General features: G+C 48.7%; 14 protein-coding genes. 5 read left to right on the plus strand and 9 right to left on the minus strand.

Features of this window, described 5'->3' with window-relative positions; translation table 11 throughout:
- Positions 1-53 precede the first annotated feature (53 nt).
- From Q0V82_RS06815 to cutA, 3 genes are read right to left on the minus strand one after another with little or no spacing between them, the layout of a single operon-like run.
- The gene (locus Q0V82_RS06815; RefSeq protein WP_297573977.1) at positions 54-521 is read right to left on the minus strand and encodes a TlpA disulfide reductase family protein; all 468 of its coding nucleotides are present in this window, start codon (positions 519-521) and stop codon (positions 54-56) included.
- Positions 518-2068 (minus strand): protein-disulfide reductase DsbD, encoded by a 1551-nt coding sequence (gene dsbD, locus Q0V82_RS06820; protein WP_297573979.1) that lies wholly within the window; start codon positions 2066-2068, stop codon positions 518-520. Before dsbD ends, Q0V82_RS06815 begins: the two co-directional genes overlap by 4 nt.
- On the minus strand, positions 2069-2404 hold the full coding sequence (cutA, locus tag Q0V82_RS06825; protein ID WP_297573981.1) for a divalent-cation tolerance protein CutA: 336 nt from the start codon (positions 2402-2404) through the stop codon (positions 2069-2071). It lies immediately after the preceding gene.
- Here cutA and Q0V82_RS06830 point away from each other — a divergent pair.
- The gene (locus Q0V82_RS06830; protein WP_297573983.1) at positions 2403-2816 is read left to right on the plus strand and encodes an FxsA family protein; all 414 of its coding nucleotides are present in this window, start codon (positions 2403-2405) and stop codon (positions 2814-2816) included. The two genes, cutA and Q0V82_RS06830, sit on opposite strands and share 2 nt — an antisense overlap.
- 1 nt (position 2817) lies before the next feature.
- Here Q0V82_RS06830 and Q0V82_RS06835 read toward each other — a convergent pair whose 3' ends face one another.
- The 4 genes from Q0V82_RS06835 to Q0V82_RS06850 are packed head-to-tail and all read right to left on the minus strand — an operon-like array spanning position 2818 to position 5283.
- Positions 2818-3111 carry a DUF167 family protein gene (locus Q0V82_RS06835; protein WP_226763270.1) on the minus strand — a complete coding sequence of 98 codons (294 nt, stop codon included), beginning with the start codon at positions 3109-3111 and terminating at the stop codon, positions 2818-2820.
- Positions 3111-3698, minus strand: a complete 588-nt coding sequence (locus Q0V82_RS06840; RefSeq protein WP_297573987.1) for a YggT family protein — start codon at positions 3696-3698, stop codon at positions 3111-3113. Before Q0V82_RS06840 ends, Q0V82_RS06835 begins: the two co-directional genes overlap by 1 nt.
- A gap of 12 nt (positions 3699-3710) precedes the next feature.
- The gene (gene proC, locus Q0V82_RS06845) at positions 3711-4538 is read right to left on the minus strand and encodes a pyrroline-5-carboxylate reductase (protein ID WP_297573989.1); all 828 of its coding nucleotides are present in this window, start codon (positions 4536-4538) and stop codon (positions 3711-3713) included.
- A gap of 49 nt (positions 4539-4587) precedes the next feature.
- Positions 4588-5283, minus strand: coding sequence for a YggS family pyridoxal phosphate-dependent enzyme (locus tag Q0V82_RS06850; protein ID WP_308445218.1), 696 nt, complete (start codon positions 5281-5283; stop codon positions 4588-4590).
- 88 nt (positions 5284-5371) lie between these two features.
- On the opposite strand from Q0V82_RS06850, the gene Q0V82_RS06855 reads away from it, so the two are divergent.
- The 3 genes from Q0V82_RS06855 (at position 5372) to Q0V82_RS06865 (ending at position 10088) form a co-directional block, all read left to right on the plus strand.
- Positions 5372-6415, plus strand: a complete 1044-nt coding sequence (locus Q0V82_RS06855) for a type IV pilus twitching motility protein PilT (protein WP_226763274.1) — start codon at positions 5372-5374, stop codon at positions 6413-6415.
- Between the two features lie 12 nt (positions 6416-6427).
- Entirely contained in the window at positions 6428-7564 is a 1137-nt protein-coding gene (locus tag Q0V82_RS06860) for a PilT/PilU family type 4a pilus ATPase (protein WP_297573992.1), read from the plus strand.
- A 550-nt stretch (positions 7565-8114) separates the two neighbouring features.
- Positions 8115-10088 carry a FimV family protein gene (locus Q0V82_RS06865; protein ID WP_297573993.1) on the plus strand — a complete coding sequence of 658 codons (1974 nt, stop codon included), beginning with the start codon at positions 8115-8117 and terminating at the stop codon, positions 10086-10088.
- A 66-nt stretch (positions 10089-10154) separates the two neighbouring features.
- Here Q0V82_RS06865 and uvrA read toward each other — a convergent pair whose 3' ends face one another.
- Positions 10155-13010 carry an excinuclease ABC subunit UvrA gene (gene uvrA, locus Q0V82_RS06870; RefSeq protein WP_297573995.1) on the minus strand — a complete coding sequence of 952 codons (2856 nt, stop codon included), beginning with the start codon at positions 13008-13010 and terminating at the stop codon, positions 10155-10157.
- A gap of 120 nt (positions 13011-13130) precedes the next feature.
- The gene (locus tag Q0V82_RS06875) at positions 13131-14198 is read right to left on the minus strand and encodes a GGDEF domain-containing protein (RefSeq protein WP_297573997.1); all 1068 of its coding nucleotides are present in this window, start codon (positions 14196-14198) and stop codon (positions 13131-13133) included.
- A gap of 151 nt (positions 14199-14349) precedes the next feature.
- On the opposite strand from Q0V82_RS06875, the gene Q0V82_RS06880 reads away from it, so the two are divergent.
- Entirely contained in the window at positions 14350-15297 is a 948-nt protein-coding gene (locus tag Q0V82_RS06880) for a phosphotransferase (protein ID WP_297574076.1), read from the plus strand.
- The last annotated feature ends 244 nt before the right edge of the window (positions 15298-15541 follow it).

The following is a 15541-nucleotide window of genomic DNA, read 5'->3' on the forward strand; positions in this document are numbered from 1 at the left end:
ACTCTGGCCTTTATTTAATATTGGCTGGATTAATATACCTTAGGTGTTGGCGTTTATTGGCTTAATAATTTTAAAGCGCGATCAAGCCGATCTTTCTTGACTCGACCTAACTCGACGGCGATTTTTTGTCCCTTCGCATCGAAAATCACCGTAAAGGGCAGTCCGCCATGCAGATTGCCCTGTGCCCGCATCATTTCCATTGCCGTGTTGCCGCCGATTAACATCGGATAATTTACTTTCAGCGGCTTGATAAAGGCGCTGACTGCGGCGGCATCATCAATCGCAATCCCAATAAACTGTACTTTCCCAGCGTATTTGGCTTGTAACTCGATCAGCTCAGGCATTTCTTGGCGACATGGACCACACCATGTTGCCCAATAATTAATCACCAGCGGTTTGCCTCGCCATTGCGACAGCGCTTGCGGCTTGCCAGCCAAATCAGGCAATTTGCTGCTAGCTAGTTCGCTGGCAGCAAAGCAGCTGCTGTGCAATAAAAACAGCGCTAGAAACCATTTTTTCATTGCTGGGCCTCAATCTTGGTCAGCGTTTGCAAAAAGTCGCGAGGATTTTGAAAGCCAATAACGCGCGGTTTTAATTCTTGCCCAGTTGATGAATAAAAAATCAACGCGGGCGGCCCGTATAAACCAAAACGAGCCAAAAGGGCGGCATCGTCACGACTGTTTTGGGTGACATCGACCCGAATCAATACGATTTTTTCTAGTTTGGCCTGTACGGTGTTATCGCTTAATGTTTCGCGTTCAAATTCAATACAGCTCACACACCAATCGGCATAAAAATCGACCATGACCGGTTTGCCACGTGCCGCCAGTAGTGCTTGATCGAGCTGGCTCGATGAAGCCACAGTAGTCAAGTTAAGCTGGTGTGCCGCTGGGCGCAGATACACTTCCCACAATGGGCGTGATACCCACAGCGCCATGCCCAGCAGCGCAATCCCAAAAGCGATTTTAATGCCGCGCATGATGCGGCCAGAAAGTCGCGGCAAGATGGTCGAACCAAATGCTCCGATGAGCAGTAAAGGCACGCCGAGTCCGAGCGCCATCACATACAGTGCCGCGCCACCGAGGAGTAAATCACTGGTTGTACCTAGATAAGCTAGCGCTGCCGCCAGTGGTGGCGCAATGCAAGGACCTACCAATAACGCAGACAATAGCCCCATCACAAACACCGATAGCCAGCGGCCACCCGGTAAGCGATTGGCAAGGTTATTGATAAAATTGTGCGGGCCTTGTGGGAGTTGCAGATGAAAAACGCCGAGCATAGCCAGCGCCATCATGACAAAAAATAAGGCAAATGCCGCAATCACAATCGGTTGCTGCAAGAACACCACTAATAAAGTACCGGTTGCCGCCGCCGCAATGCCAATCGCGGTATACGCCAGTGCCATGCCTTGTACATACATAAAAGTAAGGGCAAAAGCTTGCCAGCGTTGTGGCTTAATTTGTTTGGCGTTATGGCCAATGACAATCCCAGACACGATTGGAATAAGTGGATACATGCAGGCGGTGAGTGCTAGGCCAATGCCGGCCAAAAAAAACACGCCCAGCGTGCCAAGAAAACTGCCAGCAAAATAATCGGGTTCATCTTGCGATGGGGGATTATTACTATTGCTGCCAAATAAATCACTCACGGCTTTATTTTGGGTATTTTTCCCAGCTTGTAAAATTTGGGTTTGTGGCGGGTAGCAAATTCCCGCATCGGCACAACCTTGATATTTGAAGGTAATCGGCAGCGTCGCGTCGACGGCTTGTTTGAATTTCAGCACAATGCGGGTATCGTGTTTATAGACTTCGACTCGACCAAAGCTGGGATCGTCTTTCATCTCGCCTTTGGGAAATACCGTTTCGATCTCGTGACCGTTCGCGGCAAAACTGATTCGATCACGATACAAATAATATTGTGGTGCCACGGTAAAATCGGCGGCTAAAGTTTGCGGATCGAGCTGAAGCAATTTGGGAATAAATGCTTGATCCGGAGGTAATAGCTCGGTTTGAGCTTGCAAGCTAAAAGAAATAAAGATTAAAAAAATGAAGCTTAAAAATCGATGCATTTAGTTGCTCTCAGCAGTAGCGGTACGAACCCAATCGAGATAAGCAGGTAAGCCTGCCGTAACGGGAATGGCGATAATTTCAGCGATTGTATAAGGGTGATGAGTTTGTAACCAGTTTTCAAGTTGGCAATAGTTGGCGCGAGTGGTTTTGATCATCAGCGGAACTTCTGTGGCATTTTCTAACCTATTCTCCCAATGGTAAATAGATTCCACAGCAGGTAAAACATTCACACAAGCGGCTAGTTTTTCTTTAACCAAACCCGATGCCAATTGCTTGGCAGTGGCAAGATCGGGGCAGTTGCACCACACGATTAAAATTTCAGTTGGAGTTGTCATGCCTTACCTTTTGTTCGGATGCCTATTGGCTTATCCTTTTCTTGAAGTCATGTCTTTGATTTGGCTTGCCGATACCATCGGCACTTTTTGGACGCTGATTTGGGTTATCGCATCGTTTTGCTTGGGTATTTTGATGCTACGTCATCATCGCTTGGCGATGGGTTTAAAGCTGATGCACGATGTTCGCACTGGCCAAGTTGGCATCAATAGTTTATTAGGCATTGCGCGCTATTTTATTGCTGCGGTGCTGTTGCTGATTCCGGGTTTAATCAGCGATGTAATCGCTTTGGTTTTGCTTTTGCCATGGAAAAACAAATCCACCATCGGCCAGCCTAGGCCAGACGATGGCATCATTGAGGCGGAGTATCGCCGAGTTGATCCTGTCGATACCACGCCACGTATTGATCGCTAAGTTAAGCTGGGTTTAGCTTCTCGGGCGATACCTTGCTTCCTGTGATGGTGAAAACTTTATTTTGTGTGTTTTCACCACTACTGAGCCCCACTTGCTGTGGGCGAACGCCAAATTGATCGGCCAGCCAAGTGACCAAACACACATTCATTTTGTGGCTCACAGGGGGCGTTGCCACCCTGATTTTTAAGGCATCCCCATAATAGCCAAGACATTCGGTTTTTTTGCCACTGGCTTGTACGTGCAAACGTAAAATGAGGGTTGTTCCGTTTTGAGTGAACCAGCGATTGTGCGCCATTATGCAGTTACCACGACTTGTTGAAGAATCATCGGCTCCATTTGTGCGACAAACACATTGAGTAGGAGCTGAATGAATAAGATAAGAATAAATGGTGTGATATCAATCCCACCAATCGGATGAATTACTTTCTGAATCGGCCGTAAAAACGGCGCAGTCAATCCGGTTAAAATCGCCATAAATGGATTGTAAGGCGATAGCCAGCTCATTAAGGCTTGGCCAATGACGGCGGCAAACAATAGATAGAGCGACATTTTGAACAGCTCAAGTGTCGCAATCAGCGTCAAAGCCAAAATTGAATTGCCTGACATAAAGTTAAACGGCCAAGGGCTAATTGCCAAGAGTGAGGCATGCATGGCGAGCGCAAATAGCCAAGCAAAACCTAGGCTGGTGCTGTCATAGCCTTTAAATGGTGGAATAAAGCGGCGAATTGGCAATACGATCCAATTGGTGAGCGCCAGCGCAAATTGGCCGATTGGATTACGAAATGAAACTTGAGCCGCTTGTAAATAAAATCGAACCAAAAGCAATAAAATGAAGAAGTCGAGTACATTGCGGATTAAAAAATCGAGTACGCTGGTGAGCATAAAGCCTCCTATTTATGGTTCTGATTGTTCTGGATTTCGGCCGAGCTCATCACCTAGCTCGACTGAGCGCGCAGCCGCAGCAGCGGCGGCGGCAATCAATGTTGCGCGTACATTGTGCGATTGCAAGGTTTGAATCGCTCGCTCTGTCGTTCCCCCTTTAGAAGTCACTTTGACTTGTAAAGTTCCTGCGTCATCTGGGCTAGCCAGCGCCAGTTTGACCGCACCAGCAAAAGTTTGGTAGGCCAGTTTATTGGCGATGTCGGCATCAAAGCCTTGTGCCAAAGCCGCCGCTTGCAAGGCTTCCATCAAATAAAACACATACGCCGGGCCACTGCCTGAAATCGCGGTAATCCCATCCATTTGCGATTCATCGTTAACCCAAACTTGCTCACCAATGGACGCTAAAATACGCGTAGTTAAGGCTTTGTCGGTGTCGGTTACGTGTTCTGTCGCATACACCCCAGAAATCCCCGCTTGAACTAAAGCCGGTGTATTGGGCATCACGCGAACGATGCGTTGATAGCCACCCAGCCATTGGCTGATGGTGGCTGCGCGAATGCCAGCAGCGATTGAGATCACCAAAGCATGATTCAATTGCGGCAGGATGCTTTGGGCAACGGTGCGAAATTGTTGCGGTTTAATGGCGAAAATAATCGCTTGGCTGGCAGGCAACGCTTCTTCGGGGGCGCTGCAACTAATGCCATATTGCTGTGCAAGTTCAGCGCGTTTATTGGCATCGGGCTCAACCACGTGGATGTCTTGCCCTTTAAAGCCTTGTGACAACATGCCGCCAATCATCGCGCTGGCCATATTGCCACCGCCAATATAAGTAATTTTCATGGTTATTTGCTGTCCTGATCAAACCGTGTGCCTGAGCATCGTACGGCGTTCATGATGAATAATGTCGCTGGCCAAAAATGGCGCTACCAATACGCACTAAAGTTGAGCCAGCGGCAATGGCTGACTCTAAATCGTTCGACATCCCCATTGATAGGGTGTCTAAGGCGTATCCGCGTGCTTGGAGTTGCGCTTTTAATTGCACTAAAACTAAAAATTGCTGTGCCAGTAGGGTTGAATCATGGCTTGATTCAGGGATGCACATCAAGCCACGTAAGCAAAGTTGCGGTAATTTGGCCACTTGCTCAGCCAAAGCCAAGACTTGCTCTGGCGCGACGCCTGATTTTGTTGTTTCGCCCGAAACGTTCACTTGCAGACAAATATTGATAGGTGGCAAATGAGTCGGTCGTTGAGCTGACAAACGTTCGGCAATTTTTAATCGTTCTATCGTATGCACCCACGCGGCGTTTTCAGCGACTAAACGGGTTTTATTGCTCTGTAAAGGACCAATAAAATGCCATTCAATGTCGTTATATTCCGCCAGTATTTGGCATTTATTGGCGAGTTCTTGCGCATAGTTTTCACCGAATGCGCGTTGACCGAATTGATAGAGAGCTTGAATATCGGCAGCAGGAAAGGTTTTACTCACCGCTAACAGCTTCACCGCTGCGGGGTTTCGCCCTACAGCTGTGCACGCAGTGTCAATCCTCGCCTGTACGCCTTGCAATGCAGTAAAAATCGTTGCCATAATGGGAAAATTAACTCAAAAGCCCAAGCCCATGCTTAATGATGGGCTTTTGTTGGGCCAATTTGATGGATAAGAGGAAGAATTATAAATGGAAATCTCAGAACTCTTAGCCTTTTCGGTAAAGAATAAAGCCTCCGATTTACACCTTTCCGCTGGTTTGCCACCGATGATTCGGGTTCATGGCGATGTTCGGCGCATTAACTTACCGGCAATGGAGCATAAAGACGTCCACGATATGGTGTACGACATTATGAATGATGGCCAGCGAAAAATTTACGAAGACACCCTCGAATGCGATTTTTCCTTTGAAATTCCCAATTTAGCGCGTTTTCGGGTGAATGCCTTTGTGCAAAATCGCGGCGCTGGTGCGGTATTTCGGACGATTCCCTCTAAGGTGCTGTCATTAGAAGAACTGGGCTGCCCCAAAGTCTTTCAGGACATCGCACAAAACCCACGTGGTTTGGTGCTCGTTACTGGGCCAACCGGTTCAGGTAAATCAACCACACTCGCGGCCATGGTGAACTTCATTAACGACAATGAATACGGCCATATTTTGACGGTGGAAGACCCGATTGAATTTGTGCATCAATCCAAAAAATGCCTTATCAATCAGCGAGAAGTTGGCCCACATACGATGTCGTTTTCGAATGCATTACGCAGCGCCTTACGGGAAGATCCGGATGTGATTTTGGTCGGTGAGATGCGCGATTTGGAAACCATTCGTTTGGCACTCACCGCCGCAGAAACCGGGCATTTGGTGTTTGGCACCTTGCATACCACGTCGGCCGCAAAAACCATCGACCGGATTGTTGACGTTTTCCCTGCGGCAGAAAAAGAAATGGTGCGCTCGATGCTGTCTGAATCATTGCGTGCTGTGATTTCGCAAACCTTGCTAAAAACCAAAGATGGGCAAGGGCGCGTTGCCGCGCATGAGATCATGATCGGGATTCCGGCGATTCGAAATTTAATCCGCGAAAATAAAATTGCGCAAATGTATTCATCGATTCAAACCGGCTCCCAATATGGCATGCAAACCTTGGATCAATGTCTGCAAAATTTAGTGCAACGTAATGTCGTGTCAATTATCGATGCGCGTGGTAAAGCGGCGATTCCAGATAATTTTAAGGGTTAATTTCAGTCGATTATGGAAAAAGAACAAGCAGCCAAGTTTATGCATGATTTATTGCGGCATATGCGCAGTAAAAATGCTTCGGATTTATTTATTACCGTTGATTTTCCGCCGGCAATGAAAATCGATGGTCGAGTGACCCCTGTTTCAAATCAGCAACTCACTGCACAACACACCAAAGAATTAGCGCGGGCGATTATGAATGATCGTCAAGCCGAAGACTTTGAAGCCAATAAAGAATGTAATTTCGCGATTAGCCCTGGCTCAATGGGGCGTTTTCGGGTGAATGCATTTATGCAGCAAGGCCGTGTTGGCATGGTGCTGCGAACGATTAATTCAGAAATTCCAAAATTAGAAGAATTAAACCTGCCGCCAGTATTGCGGGATATTGCGATGACCAAGCGCGGTTTAGTAATTTTTGTTGGCGGGACCGGCTCAGGTAAATCAACGTCGTTGGCGGCCATGATTGGCCATCGCAATGAAAACGCCTATGACCATATCATTACCATTGAAGACCCGATTGAATACGTGCATGAGCATAAAAATTCAATTATTACCCAGCGAGAAGTGGGGGTAGATACTGATTCTTGGATGGCAGCGCTGAAAAACACCTTGCGCCAAGCGCCGGATGTGATTTTGATTGGCGAAGTGCGCGATCGTGAAACCATGGATTACGCGATTGCTTTTGCCGAAACCGGCCATCTTTGTATGGCAACCTTGCATGCCAACTCGGCCAATCAGGCACTGGATCGGATTATTAACTTTTTCCCTGAAGAGCGCCGCTCTCAGTTATTAATGGATTTATCGCTCAATTTAAAAGCCTTTGTGTCGCAACGCTTAGTGCCACATTTATCCGGTAAAGGCCGCGTTGCCGCCGTTGAAGTGATGCTCAATTCGCCATTGATTTCCGAGTTAATCTTTAAAGGCGAAGTTCACGAGATTAAAGAAATTATGAAAAAATCGCGTGAATTAGGCATGCAAACTTTTGACCAATCGCTATTTGATTTATTTGAAGCCAATCGTATTAGCTATGAAGATGCCTTGCGTAATGCCGATTCGGTGAATGATTTACGCTTGCAAATCAAATTAAATGGCGCAGAATCGAAAAATCGTGACGTTTTGTCTGGTTTAGATCATCTTGATATCTTATAAATTCAATTGTTAAGTGGTAAAGAGAAACACGCTTGATTCTGAGTGGCATTTGCTCAGCCAGCGAAGTATTGCATTCGCTGGACAGCTAGCGCCTACAAGTGCCAATCCGTTATTCGTGATTACTTAATCCAATGGCATTATTTTTGTCCTGCTGCGGCTCGATTTTATATTGGGCCGCAGCAGTTAATACCGCCATCCTGAGGCTGTGGATATTGACGATTTGCATTTAAACTGAGCAATAACAAATACATTGCGCTGATTTTTATTAAAATACGCCAAGATATAAACAATCGAGCACGATTGATCGCTCGCTGTTTTTTTTCTACAATTGATCAAGGCAGACGATCGATATCGCAAGACTTGGCAGGTTTATTTCGCATGGATCGTTTGGTTTTTTAGAATGACTATTTGAGTTATCGTGTTATTATTTTTGCCGTGCGACGGTATTGATTGATTTGTAATTAGATGTTTCTATGAAAAAATAATGATAAGAAAATTGCCTCGCCTTCTGCGTTTAACTCCGTTTATTTTTGCCCTAAGTGCAATGTGTATGCTTGCAGGTGGGGCGCATGCTGCGATGTTGGGCGATATCCGGGTGAATTCGGCATTGGGTGAAAAATTTTCGGCCAGTATCTCTGTGGCGGCATCAGAGGAAGAAGCGCTCAGTAGCTCTTGTTTTCGGCTCGTTGGTTTGCATAGCGGCGAAGAGCAAAATGTATTGCGCCGTGCCAAATTGGTTTTTCAGCCAGATGGCCCAGGCGGCCGCGTTTTGATTTATGGCCTGGATGCCTGGCATGAACCTCTGCTGAATTTAGCCGTTAGAGTGAAATGCCCGGGTGAAGAAAACCGGGTTTTTCAGCGGGATTACAGCGTACTTCTCGATCCACACGAATACCAAGCGGCAACTAAAAAACGCCATCAGCCGATCGCAGCATCCATTAAACCACGTACTTTGCCGCGTTTAGGCGCGGTATGGTTGACTGAAGAGGGCGATACCGTCGCCAATATCGCGCGCCGTTATTATCCGCATCAAGCGCAACAGCGCGCTCAGTTTGTTGAGCGTATTTTTGATTTGAACCCCGACTTGCCGCAAGGCTCGACGGTGCGGTTGGGGAATCAATGGCGCTTGCAATTGCCGGCACCGATGGCCAAAGCAAAAGCGCCGACAACACCGCGAATTGAGACTTTGCCAGCCGAGGCTAGGCTCAGCTTATCGCCCGCCAATACCGCCGCCGACGCGATTGAATCCCCTGCAACGGCAACGGCAACGGCGAGCGCGGATGAATTTCGTTTGCGCTTATCGTCGCCGACGCTGGATTTAAAACCAAAAAACAATTTGTCGCCCGCCGATATTTTGCGTTTGCGAGAGCGCTTATTGTCGCTTGAATCGGACGAACAAGCGGCGCAAATGCTGCAACTCAAAGATCAGATCGTTCAATTAGAGCAACAATTAAATCGGGTTAAGATCACCAATTCACCCGCCAAAAGCGCGGCCAAAATGGAAGGTGATGCTTCGTTTTCTTGGCAATGGTGGTTGTTTTTGGGCTTAGTTGTGTTGGCAATGGTGGTGGTGATTTGGCGGCAACGATTGCGCCTTACCGCCGATAGTTCGTACTCGGCGCTGGGGATTGCCACTTTGCATGGCAATCCAACGACGATCTTGGCGCAAAGAACACCGAGTCATTTTCCGCATTCGCAAACACGAACCAGTGGCTTTGCCGCGCCCGCGCCGATGCCAGCGCCAGAGTATGACAACACCGATTGGCATGGCGTGGACGTCGTTTCACCGGCTTCAGTGGCAGAAGAAGCGCAGTTATTGCTGGACTACGGCATGACGGCACAAGCGATTCAGTTACTCAGTGCCGAAGTGCTTGATCGCCCGCATTCATTGGCTTTGTGGATGAAGCTATTAGAGATTTTTGCGCAAGAAAACATGCTTGAGGCATTTCAAGAACGTGCCGTGGCGTTTCGATTGCATTTTGCCAGCGATTCATTGTGGCAGCAGGTGCAAAGCTTGGGGCTGCAAATTGACGCCAATAATCCTTTGTATCAATCGATTGATGCGCGCACTGCAGCGTATTTATTGCCGCAGAGCACTGAAGTGAATTCGCCAATTCAGACGACAAATTTAGCGCCCACCTTAGCGGTTAGTCCGGTTAGCCCGGTTAGCAGTGGCTTGAACACGGCGCAAAATGATGCCTTTCATTTTGATTTAGATCTGTTATCCACTGCGCATCCGCGAGATGATGATCCACTCAGTATGTTTGCTGCCAAGGTGGAGCAAGCTGAAACGATTTCAGCGCCGGCATCCGCTGCCGTGCCGCAGCGCAGTGCCCAATTTGAAGCGAAAGATTTTGTTTCTGACGATGCCACCCTGCAAGCCATTGCCGTCTTGATTGCCGATAATCAACGCCGTGAAGCCTTTGAGCAACTAGAAATGCTGCTGTACAAAGGCAGCATGCCGCAGCGTTTAAGCGCGTCAAAATGGCTCGATAAATTACTCAGCCACTATGGGCAACCCTAATCAGTAAATTAAAAGACGATAAAAAACCGCCAATGTAATGTTGGCGGTTTTTTTATTGGGGGTATTTTATTCAGGCGCTTTATTTAAAGAGCGTGCAAGGTAATACCCCGTATGGCTATGTGGATTTTTGGCCACTTCTTCGGGCGTACCAGTGGCAATAATTTGTCCGCCGCCAGCGCCGCCTTCGGGGCCCAAATCAATCACCCAGTCGGCAGTTTTAATCACGTCCAGATTATGCTCAATGACGACAATTGAATTGCCGTGACCCGCCAAGCGCTGCACCACGGTCAGCAGTAGGTCGATATCGTGAAAATGCAAACCCGTGGTCGGTTCATCCAAGATATACAGCGTGCGACCGGTATCCCGTTTAGACAGCTCCAGCGCCAATTTCACCCGTTGTGCTTCGCCGCCTGAGAGCGTGGTGGCACTTTGACCTAGGCGAATATAGCCCAAGCCAACGTCCATTAAGGTTTGCAACTTTCTGGCAACGGTGGGCACGGCGCTAAAGAAGGCCAGCGCGTTTTCGACTGTCATTTCTAAGACTTCAGTAATGTTTTTGCCTTTGTACTGTACTTCCAGTGTTTCACGGTTATAGCGTTTGCTATGGCAGACATCACACGGAACGTACACATCGGGCAAGAAATGCATTTCGACTTTGATCACGCCATCGCCCTGGCACGCTTCGCAGCGACCGCCTTTGACGTTAAACGAGAAGCGCCCCGGCCCATAACCGCGTTCACGGCTCATCGGCACGCCTGAAAACAGCTCACGAATCGGCGTAAATAGCCCGGTATACGTCGCTGGATTGGAGCGCGGCGTGCGGCCAATCGGCGATTGATCGACATTAATGACTTTGTCTAGATGCTCAAGTCCATGCACGCTGTGGTAAGGGGAGGATTCGATCCCCGCGCCATTGAGTTCACGGGCGGCAATGGCATACAAAGTGTCGTTGATTAGCGTCGATTTACCCGAGCCAGAAACGCCGGTAATGCACACCATCATGCCCAGCGGCAAATCCAGATCGACGTCTTTTAAGTTATTCCCGCTCGCGCCTTTGATATGCAGCCAGCGACCTTCTGTTGGCACACGGCGGGTGGCGGGCATCGCAATCTTGCGTTTGCCGGTCATAAATTGGCCGGTGACGGAATTGGGGTTGTTAAACACGTCTTCGGGTTTACCAAATGCAATCACTTCGCCACCGTGCACGCCAGCGCCCGGGCCCATATCAATCAGCCAATCGGCAGCCCGCATCGCGTCTTCATCGTGCTCAACGACAATCACCGTATTGTCCAAATCGCGCAGATGAATCAAAGTGCCGATCAAACGGTCGTTGTCGCGCTGATGCAGACCAATCGACGGTTCATCAAGCACATACATCACGCCAGTGAGGCCAGAACCAATTTGGCTGGCCAAGCGAATGCGTTGCGCTTCGCCGCCCGACAGCGTATCGGCGCTGCGTTCAAGGCATAGGTAATCGAGACCCACATTGACCAAAAAGCCGAGTCGTTCGCTGACTTCTTTAACGATTTTTTCGGCAATCTGCGCTTTGGCGCCTTCTAAATGTAAACCGGTAAAAAACAGCAGTGTATCGCGCAAAGCCATTTTGCCAATGGCATGCAGCGTAATACCCCCTACTTGTACGTGGCGTGCTTCGGTGCGTAAACGCGCGCCATTGCAGCTTGGGCAAATCTGATTATTTTGATATTTGGCGAGCTCTTCACGCACCGCCATTGAATCGGTTTCTTTGTAGCGACGCTCTAAATTCGGAATAATCCCTTCAAAAGCATGGGCGCGCTCGAATTTATTGCCGCGTTCATTGGTATACATAAACGCGATTTCATCGCGCCCCGAGCCTTGTAAGATCGCGTCTTGTACTTCGCTACTCAATTCATTCCACGCTGTATTGATATCAAAGCCGTAATGTTCGGCAATGCTCATCAGCATTTGGAAGTAAAACTGATTGCGTTTATCCCAGCCTTTGACTGCACCGGCGGCCAAACTCAGATCGGGATGCGCCACGACGCGCTTGGGATCAAAAAAGGTGCGGTGACCGAGTCCGTCGCACGAAGGACACGCACCCATTGGATTGTTAAACGAGAATAGGCGCGGCTCAAGCTCAGGCAAGCTGTAGCTACAAATTGGGCAAGCAAATTTGGCCGAAAACCAATGCTCTTTGCCGGTATCCATTTCAACCGCAATGGCACGGCCTTCGGCGTGGCGCAAGGCGGTTTCAAAGCTTTCGGCGAGTCGTTGCTGAATGTCGGCATGTACTTTCAGTCGATCGATGACCACTTCAATGGTGTGTTTTTTGTTTTTATCGAGTTTCGGTGTTTCGTCGAGCTCGAACACTTCGCCGTCGATACGAACACGAACAAAACCTTGGGCGCGCAGCTCTTCGAGCAAGTCGGCGTTTTCGCCTTTTTTGCCCATAATCACTGGCGCTAAAATCATCAGTTTACTGTCTTCGGGCAGCGCCAACACATGGTCCACCATTTGGCTGACGGTTTGGCTTTGCAGCGCCTGATTGTGTTCAGGGCAAAACGGCGTGCCAACACGGGCAAATAGCAGGCGTAAATAATCGTGAATTTCAGTCACCGTGCCCACGGTTGAGCGCGGGTTGTGGCTGGTGGCTTTTTGCTCAATCGAAATGGCTGGCGAGAGCCCTTCGATCAAATCGACATCGGGTTTTTCCATTAATTGCAAAAACTGCCGAGCATACGCCGACAGTGATTCAACATAACGGCGTTGCCCTTCGGCATACAAAGTATCGAAAGCCAAGGACGATTTACCTGAACCAGATAAGCCGGTGATGACAATCAGCTTGCCACGCGGCAAGTCTAAGTTCACGTTTTTGAGGTTATGTGTACGGGCTCCGCGAATGCGGATCATTGGCTGGTCAGTGGCAAGTGCAGAGCGGTACATGGCATTATCCGGCGGCAAAAGTAACCGTGCATTGTAGCGCTTTGCTGCAGCGCGGGGTAGTGAAGAGTACGAATGTTCACTTTGCAGCCAAAGTGCTGGCCCAGCGGGCGAATAGGGCGCTTAGAATAATTCAATGCTGCCATTATTCGGGCTGTGTTCTTTGATGCTAATGGCATCGATTGCCGCAGTCACAACGCGATTACGCCCTTGGTCTTTGGCTTGATATAAGGCTTCATCAGCGCGGCCAAGTACAGTGCTTAAAATTTCAAAATCAAGTAGTTGAGTAATGCCAATGCTGATGGTGACTTGACCCACCTGTGGAAAATCAAACTGCGCCACCCGCTCGCGAAACCGTTCGACGGCTTGTAGTGCGCTGTCCTCTGATTGTGGGCCGATCATGATGACGAATTCTTCTCCGCCAAATCGAAACAAATGATCTTCGCTGCGAAAGCTGGCCTTCATCAGTTGGGCGATCAAAAGTAACACTTCATCGCCATAAATATGCCCAAATTGATCGTTGATGCGTTTGAAATGATCAATATCCATCACTGCGAGGAAATAAACCTCGTTATCAGGATGGCTGCGGCGTTCACATTCAATATCTACGCTGCTGGGCTCAAGATTGTTGAGATTTTTTTGATGCGCCATTACTTTGAAAAATTGTTGCTCTAAGGTTTTGCGATTGAGTAAGCCCGTTAAGGAGTCGGTTTGGCCATAGTCGAGCAGGGTGCTGTGATTTTCGTAAATTCGCGTCATGCCATGCAGCACATGTAAATCTTTAGCACTTAAGGCGCTGGTATTGCGGCAGTCGATGAGTAGTTGCGGTTGATTGGCCGAATATAGGCAACGCACCACACGGTAGCCATCCGACGATAAAACGCTGGCTTCGCTTGAGCTGAGTGCTTGGGTAATCAGAGGATCAAGCTCGGGCGACAGATTGCTAAGGATTTCATGCTCATGCCAATGCCAAGATTGCGACATTTGACCATCTTGCAGGTGAATTGTGTGTTTGATTTGCCATGCGCAGTCGGTTTGCAGCGGCGCCGCTCGGTAGTGATAGAGATCGAGCTGCTTGAAGTCAAAAATTTCTTGCAAGGTAATGCACAAGCTTAATGAAAGTGCGTCGCGATCATGCAGGCTAGTCAGTGCTGCTAAAGCGTTTAACATCGTGGTTGGCGCTTGTAGCATAAACCACACTCCTGATCGCGCGAAGTCGCTAAAAATTCAAAATATTGATTTGTACTTTATAGTTGGCACGAACTGAGCTTGCAATAGCAAATATTAATTGAAAATTACTAGATCCTTAAAATGCAAGAACGAGGCAAATACTGTGAATGCGATGAATCCTTCGGACTATCTAGCGCCGGCATTGGCCTTTGCGGCGCAAGCGGGTTTAACCAATCTGCAAATAACGCAAGAAATACCATCTTTTTATGGGCATGTGGTGTTGCTGCGGGCCGAGCAGGGTGAGTTTGTCGTTAAATTTTCTCGGCAAGCTGGGCGCTTGGCCTCTGAAATCATCGCCTTGAATCGCTTACGAGCGCATAGCGTATTGCCAATGCCCGAGGTTTTAGAGCATCGCGAAATTTTGGGTGAACATGGCAAGCTCGATACCTTTCTGATGCCGCGTTTATTGGGCGTTCCTGCATGGGAATTACCCAATCCTTTGCCTAATCCGGCACAAACGGCGCAGCGGATTGTTGAGCAAATGTTGGCGTGGCATGCGGTAAGTGATGCGCGCGGTTTTGAACATGCCAATGGTGATTTCACACCGGCGTTTTTACCCGCATTTGAATCGTGGACGCGGCCGTTGTTGGCTAGTTTGAATACCGCGACCTCACCGTTTTCTGCTGAATTACGTAGCGCGTTTGCCAAGCTTTGGGCGGAGCGTGAACGCATGTTAGCGCCCATTACGGGGCCATCGTCACTGTGCCACGATGACCCCCACGCGTGTAATTTTTTATATGACGCGAGCGGCTTACCGGTTGCGGCCATTGATCCATGTGATGTGGCATTTCGCCATCGTGAGCAGGATATTTTTCATTTGGCGGATGCATTTGCCGATTGGCGCTTATTGGAAAGCTATATCGAGCAGCAGCCATTGGCCGATGGCTTTGCGGCGCGGCGTTGGTTTTTTTCTTTGTGGGACGATGTCAAGCATAGCCAGAATGTGGCTTGGTACGATGCGGCGTGGTTCGCGAATAAATTCGCGCAATTGGCGCAAGTGGATGCAGATTTTCAAAGCGTGGCCGATGCCGCCAGCGCCGCGCATCCGGTATCAACTTAAGCTTCCATTCTTGGTGATAGCGATTGGCTGCGATGTGCGCGGTGATAGCGCGGTGGTGTCGTTGAACGTTGGCGGTGGATGCGGCGTTACAAAGCGCTAGCGTAGAATGATCACGCGGCTTTGTGCCTTGCCTCAGGCCAAAAGCCGCGCAAACGCGGCGGGCAAACCAAACGTCAACAGGCTTTAGGGTATCAACCCATAGGTATTGAGCTGTAGACTTTGAGTTGAATGCGCTTTAGCGATA

This window comes from uncultured Deefgea sp. (assembly GCF_947072475.1).
GTDB lineage: Bacteria > Pseudomonadota > Gammaproteobacteria > Burkholderiales > Chitinibacteraceae > Deefgea.